The 5956-nt window shown below is 73.7% G+C and carries 6 protein-coding genes; 3 read left to right on the top strand and 3 right to left on the bottom strand.

Features of this window, described 5'->3' with window-relative positions:
• Both AB0C29_RS29855 and AB0C29_RS29850 read right to left on the bottom strand, forming a co-directional pair.
• Nucleotides 1-306, bottom strand: a 306-nt coding sequence (locus AB0C29_RS29855) for an ABC transporter permease (RefSeq protein ID WP_360826978.1), incomplete at its 3' end; no start/stop codon positions are given.
• Nucleotides 273-845: a hypothetical protein gene (locus AB0C29_RS29850; RefSeq protein WP_360826974.1), complete on the bottom strand. Its 573-nt coding sequence runs from the start codon at nt 843-845 to the stop codon at nt 273-275. The genes AB0C29_RS29855 and AB0C29_RS29850, both read right to left, overlap by 34 nt.
• A gap of 91 nt (nt 846-936) precedes the next feature.
• Between AB0C29_RS29850 and AB0C29_RS29845 the strand changes: the two genes are divergently transcribed.
• The 3 genes from AB0C29_RS29845 to AB0C29_RS29835 are packed head-to-tail and all read left to right on the top strand — an operon-like array spanning nt 937 to nt 3784.
• Nucleotides 937-2178 (top strand): sensor domain-containing protein, encoded by a 1242-nt coding sequence (locus tag AB0C29_RS29845; protein WP_360826971.1) that lies wholly within the window; start codon nt 937-939, stop codon nt 2176-2178.
• Complete coding sequence (locus tag AB0C29_RS29840; protein WP_360826968.1) at nt 2151-2810, top strand: response regulator transcription factor; 660 nt, start codon at nt 2151-2153, stop codon at nt 2808-2810. The genes AB0C29_RS29845 and AB0C29_RS29840 overlap by 28 nt, the downstream gene beginning before the upstream one ends.
• A 23-nt stretch (nt 2811-2833) precedes the next feature.
• The gene (locus tag AB0C29_RS29835; RefSeq protein WP_360826965.1) at nt 2834-3784 is read left to right on the top strand and encodes an MBL fold metallo-hydrolase; all 951 of its coding nucleotides are present in this window, start codon (nt 2834-2836) and stop codon (nt 3782-3784) included.
• A 136-nt stretch (nt 3785-3920) separates the two neighbouring features.
• Here AB0C29_RS29835 and ftsH read toward each other — a convergent pair.
• Nucleotides 3921-5956, bottom strand: a 2036-nt coding sequence (gene ftsH, locus AB0C29_RS29830; protein ID WP_360826962.1) for an ATP-dependent zinc metalloprotease FtsH, incomplete at its 5' end; no start/stop codon positions are given.

Below are 5956 nucleotides of genomic sequence, written 5' to 3'. Positions count from 1 at the left end.
CCCGACCACCGCCGCCTCCGCGAGCACCATCCGGCGCACCTGGCCCGGCGTCGCCCCGGCGGTCCGCAGCAGACCGAGCTCCCGGCGGCGCTGGGCGACCGCGAAGGCGAACGTGGACGCCACAACGAACACAGACACGAACGTGGTGATCCCGCCGGCCGTGCCGAGCAGCGCGTTCACCGTCATCAGCGCCTCGGCGTCGCGATCGGGGTCGGGATCGGCCCGCCGCCGCTCGTCGCCGGTCAGCACCCGGATTCCCGGCGCGGCCCCGATCAGCGCCCGGACCGAGCCGGGATCGGCGTCCACGACGAGGTTGTCGATCCACGGGGACAAGCGCGCGGCCTCCGCGTCGGTGAAGACACGGCCCGCTCGTACCCGGCCGGCTCGACCGTCCCCACGACCCGGCGGTCCTGCATCACCGAGCCGAGCACGGCCGGATCGCCGCTCACCACGACCTCGCCCGGCGCGGCGGGTGCCCGACCTGCCGTGAGCCGGTAGCCGCCGAACCGGGCCACTGACCACGGATGGCCGGTGAAGCCGTCGCGCACGGCGAACGACCGGTCCGCGACAGTCGGTACGGCCGCCGCCAACCGCGCGGCGACCCCGGCCGGGACGCCCCGGTAGTTCGCGAGCGGCCGGTGCTTGTCGCCGACCCGCAACTCGTCCGGTCCGCGGACCACGACCGGGGCGCCGGCCAGCCGTTCCGGCCGTTGCGCGGGAGCGTCCAAGGTGGACGCCAGCGCAAGGCCCATGGTGGCCAGCAGGGCCACGCCGAGCGTCAGGGCGACGAAACTGCCGATCAGCGTCACCCAGCGCGTACGCAGGCTCGCCAGTGTCACGATCATCGCTTCACCCTGCCGAGGCCGGCGCCGCCGCACAGTCTCCCGGAGAGGAGTCTTCCCGGTAGCGCTGGCACTACGGTCTACGGTGTGCCGCGTGAACGTGTGGCAGGCACTGGGCAGGCGGCGCTTCCTGCTGTCCACGTGGCCGTGGCGAGCCGCGGCCTATCTGCTCGGCGGTGCCCTGACCGGCGCTCTGGTGCTGCTCTCTGGGCTGCTGTTGCTGACCGCCGGTGCGCTGGTCGTGCTGGGCCCCGCTGCTTTCACCCTGGCCGGCCTGCCGGTCGCGCGGGCCGAACGCCGGGTCCGGCGGCTCCTCGACGACCGGCCACTGCCGGACGCGCACCGCACACCGCCCCGGCCGGGTCTGCGGTCCTGGCTGCACACCCGCTACACCGAACCGGTCACCTGGCGCGAGCTCGGCCACGCGTTGCTGCTCGCGCTGCTCTGGCCCTTCGACGTGCTCGCGGTGGTGCTCACCGTCGCGGTGCCGCTGGCGCTGCTCGCCACCCCGGTCCTGCTGGGCGTGGACGGCGACCAGGTCAACGTGCTCAAGGCCTGGCCGGTCACCTCGTGGCCGCTCGCGGTGGCCGTCGCCGCCCTCGCCGGGCCGGTGTTCGCGCTGGCCGCGTACGGGATGACGGTTTATGCCGGGGCCCGCGCCGCGCTGGCCCGGACCCTGCTCACCGGCCCGGATGCGCGGATCACCGAGCTGACCCGCTCGCGGGTCCGGCTGGTCGACGCCTTCGAGGCCGAACGCGCGCGCATCGAACGGGACCTGCACGACGGCGCCCAGCAGCGGCTGGTCGCGCTGACCATGATGCTCGGGCTGGCCCGCCTCGACGCGCCCGCCGGTCCGCTCACCACCCAGCTGACCCGGGCCCAGGACGAGGCCGAGCGGGCCCTGACCGAGCTGCGCGAGCTGATCCGCGGCATCCACCCGCCGCTGCTGACCGATTTCGGCCTGCCCGCCGCGGTGGCCGAGCTCGCCGACCGCTCGGTGCTCCCGGTCGCCGTCGGCCTGGACCTGCCGGACCGCTTCCCGGCCCCGATCGAGTCGACCGCCTGGTTCGTCGTCTGCGAGGCGGTGGCCAACCTGACCCGGCACAGCGGCGCGGCGCAGGCGGAGATCACCGGCGGGTACGCGGACGGCACGCTGACCGTCCGGGTACGCGACGACGGCCGCGGCGGCGCCGACCCGGACGGCGGCACCGGGCTGCTGCGGCTGGGCGACCGGGTGTCGGTGGTCGATGGGAGACTGACCCTGTCCAGCCCGCCCGGCGGCCCGACCGTCCTGACCGTGGAGCTCCCGTGCCGGCCACTGCCACCCTGCGCGTAGTCCTCGCGGAGGACAGCGTCCTGCTCCGCGAGGGACTGGCCGGTTTGCTGGCCCGCTTCGGTCACGAGGTCGTGGCCGCGATCGACGACGCCGCCGCGCTTTCCGAGGCCGTCGAGACCGGCCGCCCCGACATCGTGGTGACCGACGTGCGGATGCCGCCCGGCTTCACCGACGAGGGACTGCGCGCCGCGGTCGAGCTGCGCCGCCGCCACCCGGCCCTGCCTATCCTGGTCCTGAGCCAGTACGTGGAGACGACGTACGCCACCCACCTGCTCGACTCCGGCGACGGCACCGGCGTGGGCTACCTCCTCAAGGACCGGATCGGCCGGGTCGAGGAGTTCGTCGAGGCGCTGCACCGGGTCGCGGACGGCGGCACGGTCGTCGACCCGGAAGTCGTACGGCAGCTGCTGCGCCGCCGCCGGGACCCGCTGGGCGCGCTGACACCCCGGGAGCGGGAGGTGCTCGCGCTGATCGCGGAGGGCCGCTCCAACGCGGCGATCGCGGCGCGGCTGGTCGTCACCGAGGCGGCCGTGGCCAAGCACATCCGGGCCATCCTGCAGAAACTCGATCTGCCCCAGGACGAGCAGGACCACCGCCGCGTCCTGGCCGTCCTCGCCTACCTGCGCGCCTGACCCCTACTCACGCCGGAGGGACCATGTCCGCTCACCGCATCGCGTACCGCAAAGGCCTGCACGAGATCGCCGAGGGCGTGCACGCCTGGCTCGCCCCCGACGGCGGCTGGGGCCTGAGCAACGCGGGCCTGATCGAGGGCGCCGGCAGCACGCTGCTCGTCGACACCCTCTTCGACCTGCCGATGACCCGCGAGATGCTCACCGCGATGGCGTCGGTCACCGACCGCAGCCCGCTGCGGCACGCGGTCAACACCCACGCCAACGGCGACCACTGCTACGGCAACGCGCTGCTGCCGGCCGGCACGGTCATCCACGCCGGCCCGCACTTCGACGACGATCTGCACGAGGTGCCGCCGGCGTTGCTGGCCCAGCTCATGACCGCGGAACTGGGCCCGGTGCTCGGCCCCTACCTGCGGCGCAACTTCGGCGCGTACACCTTCGCGGACATCCCGGTCCGCGGCGCCGAAGAGACGGTCACCGCGCCCACCACGCTGGAGGTCGGTGGCCGGGCTGTCGAGGTGCTGCCGCTCGGGCCCGCGCACACCCGCGGCGACGTGGTCGTCTGGGTGCCGGATGCGCGGACGCTCTTCGCCGGGGACCTGCTCTTCATCGGCGGCACCCCGATGATCTGGTCGGGGCCGGTCGAGAACTGGATCGCGGCCTGCGACCGGATGCTGGCCCTGGACCCGGTCACGGTCGTGCCGGGCCACGGCCCGGTCACCGGCCCGGACGGCATCCGCCAGGTCCGCGACTACCTGACCTTCCTGCACGGGTACGCCGTCAGCAGCATCGCCGCCGGCCGCACCTGGCAGGAGGCCGCCGCCGTCGTGGACCTCGGCCGTTACGCCACCTGGGGCGAAACCGAGCGCACGGTCGCCAACCTGTATGCCGCCTACCGGTCGCTGGACCCGGCCACCGAGCCGATCACGCTGCTCGAACTGCTCACCGCGATGGCCGGCTGGCAACGCCCCTGACCGACCGCGACGTCGCGGCTGCCTGATCGCCTGATCGCGGGCCGCGGCGGTCGCTCTTGGCCTGGTGGACCGCGGGCCGCGGCGGTCGTTCTTTGGCCTCGCGGGCCGCGGGCCGTGATCGTTCTTCCTGGCTTGATCAGTCGCGGGTTGCGGCTACCGGTTGGCCGTCCGGGGTTGTTGCCGGTGCGTCCTCGGGCGGCAGGCCGGGCGCCGGCGGCGTGCCCGGGATCTCGCCGCGGGCCACCGCGCCCGGGGCCTGCTCGCGGTCGATCCCGGCCGCCGCGTAGGCGTCTTCCTCGTCCAGCGTCTCCGCCTCCAGCAGCCGGTGCGCCAGCGCGCTCAGCTGCTCGCGGTGCCCCCGCAGCAGGCTCAGCGCCTCGTCGTAGCACTCGTCCACGATCTTGCGGACCTCGGCGTCGACCAGCTCCTTGGTGGCCGGCGCGACACCGTCCAGGCCCAGCGGCGACTCGCTGCCCGGCGGCGGCAGCACGGTCACCGGGCCGATCGCCTCGGACATGCCCCAGCGGCCCACCATCTGCCGGGCGATGCTGCTGACCTGGTCGAGGTCGCTCTCAGCGCCGGTGGTCATGTCGCCGTAGACGACCTCCTCGGCCGCCCGCCCGCCGAGCGCGCCGATGATCCGGCCCCGCAGATACTTCGCCGAGTAGCCGTACCGGTCGGCCGAAGGGCTCTGGAACGTCACGCCCAGGGCCTGCCCGCGCGGGATGATCGAGATCTTGCGGACCGGGTCGGCGCCGGGCGTGAGCATGCCGAGCAGCGCGTGGCCGGACTCGTGGAACGCCGTGCGTTCCTTCTCCTCCGGGGTCAGCATGATGCCGCGGACCGTGCCCAGCACGATCTTCTCCAGCGCGTCACTGAAGTCGGCGACGGCCACCTGCTCGTGCTTGCGCCGGGCGGCCAGCAGCGCCGCCTCGTTGACCAGGTTCTTCAGGTCGGCGCCGACCATGCCCGGCGTCGCGGAGGCGATCGCGCCCAGCTCCACCTCGGGCGCGATCGGCACGCCGCGGGTGTGCACCTCGAGGATCTTGCGCCGGCCGCTGAGGTCGGGCGGGCTGACCGTGACCCGGCGGTCGAACCTGCCCGGGCGCAGCAGCGCCTGGTCGAGGATCTCCGGCCGGTTGGTGGCCGCCAGCACGACGACGCCCTCGCTGCCGGTGAAGCCGTCCATCTCGGTGAGGATCTGGTTGAGGGTCTGCTCGCGTTCGTCGTTGCCGCCGAGCGACTGCGCGCCGCCGCGGGCCCGGCCGATCGCGTCCAGCTCGTCGATGAAGATGATGGCCGGGGAGACCTTCTTGGCCTGCTCGAACAGGTCCCGCACCCGGCTGGCGCCGACCCCGACGATCATCTCGATGAACTCGGAGGCGGAGATCGAGAAGAACGGCACCTTGGCTTCGCCGGCCACCGCCCGGGCCAGCAGCGTCTTGCCCGTGCCGGGCGGGCCGGACAGCAGTACGCCGTGCGGGATCTGCGCGCCGAGCTTGCGGTACTTCTCCGGCTCGCGCAGGAAGTCGACGATCTCGGTGACCTCCTGCTCCACCTCCTCGATGCCGGCCACGTCGGCGAACGTCGTACGCGGGCCGCCCTCGGGTTGATAGAGCTTGGCCCGCGACTTGCCGAACCCGCCGATGCCGCCGCCGGCCCCGGCGGCGGCCCGGCGCAGGAACCAGATGAGCAGCCCGACCAGCAGCAGGGTCGGCCCGAAACCGAGCAGCACCTGCTGCCAGATCGGCCGCGGCGCGTCCGGCGGGTTGGCATTCACCGGTACGCCGTTCGCCTGCAACTTGGCGAACAGGTTGTCCTCGGCGAACGACGGCCGCTGCGTGGTGAACCGGTCGACCTGCACGGCCTTGCCACCGACCGGCGTGTACGACGTCTTGGCGGTGAACGTGCCCTCGATGGTGTCGGCCGTCGAGGTGATGTCCGCGACGTTCTTGGCGTCGACCTGGGTCAGGAAGAACGTGTAGGACACCGCGGTGCGCGGCTCGGGCGCGAGCAGGGTCGAGGAGATGATCCAGTTGAGTGCGAGCAGCACCAGCAGCATCCAGCCGAAGCGCTGCCAGGCAGGACGCGGGGTCTTGGCACCGTTGCTGCCCGGCGGCGCACCCTCGACCCGCCACGGCGGCGGGGCGGGCGGACGGTCGTCGCCGGCGC

The organism is Actinoplanes sp. NPDC048791, from assembly GCF_040650095.1.
Taxonomy (GTDB): Bacteria; Actinomycetota; Actinomycetes; order Mycobacteriales; family Micromonosporaceae; genus Actinoplanes.
The sequence above is the reverse complement of the archived record's forward strand: the minus strand, read 5'-3'. Positions and strand labels throughout refer to the sequence as shown.

Coding starts and splice junctions, on each gene's coding strand:
- AB0C29_RS29850 (WP_360826974.1), bottom strand. CDS start 845: ATGATCGTGACACTGGCGAGCCTGCGTACGCGCTGGGTGACGCTGATC.
- AB0C29_RS29835 (WP_360826965.1), top strand. CDS start 2,834: ATGTCCGCTCACCGCATCGCGTACCGCAAAGGCCTGCACGAGATCGCC.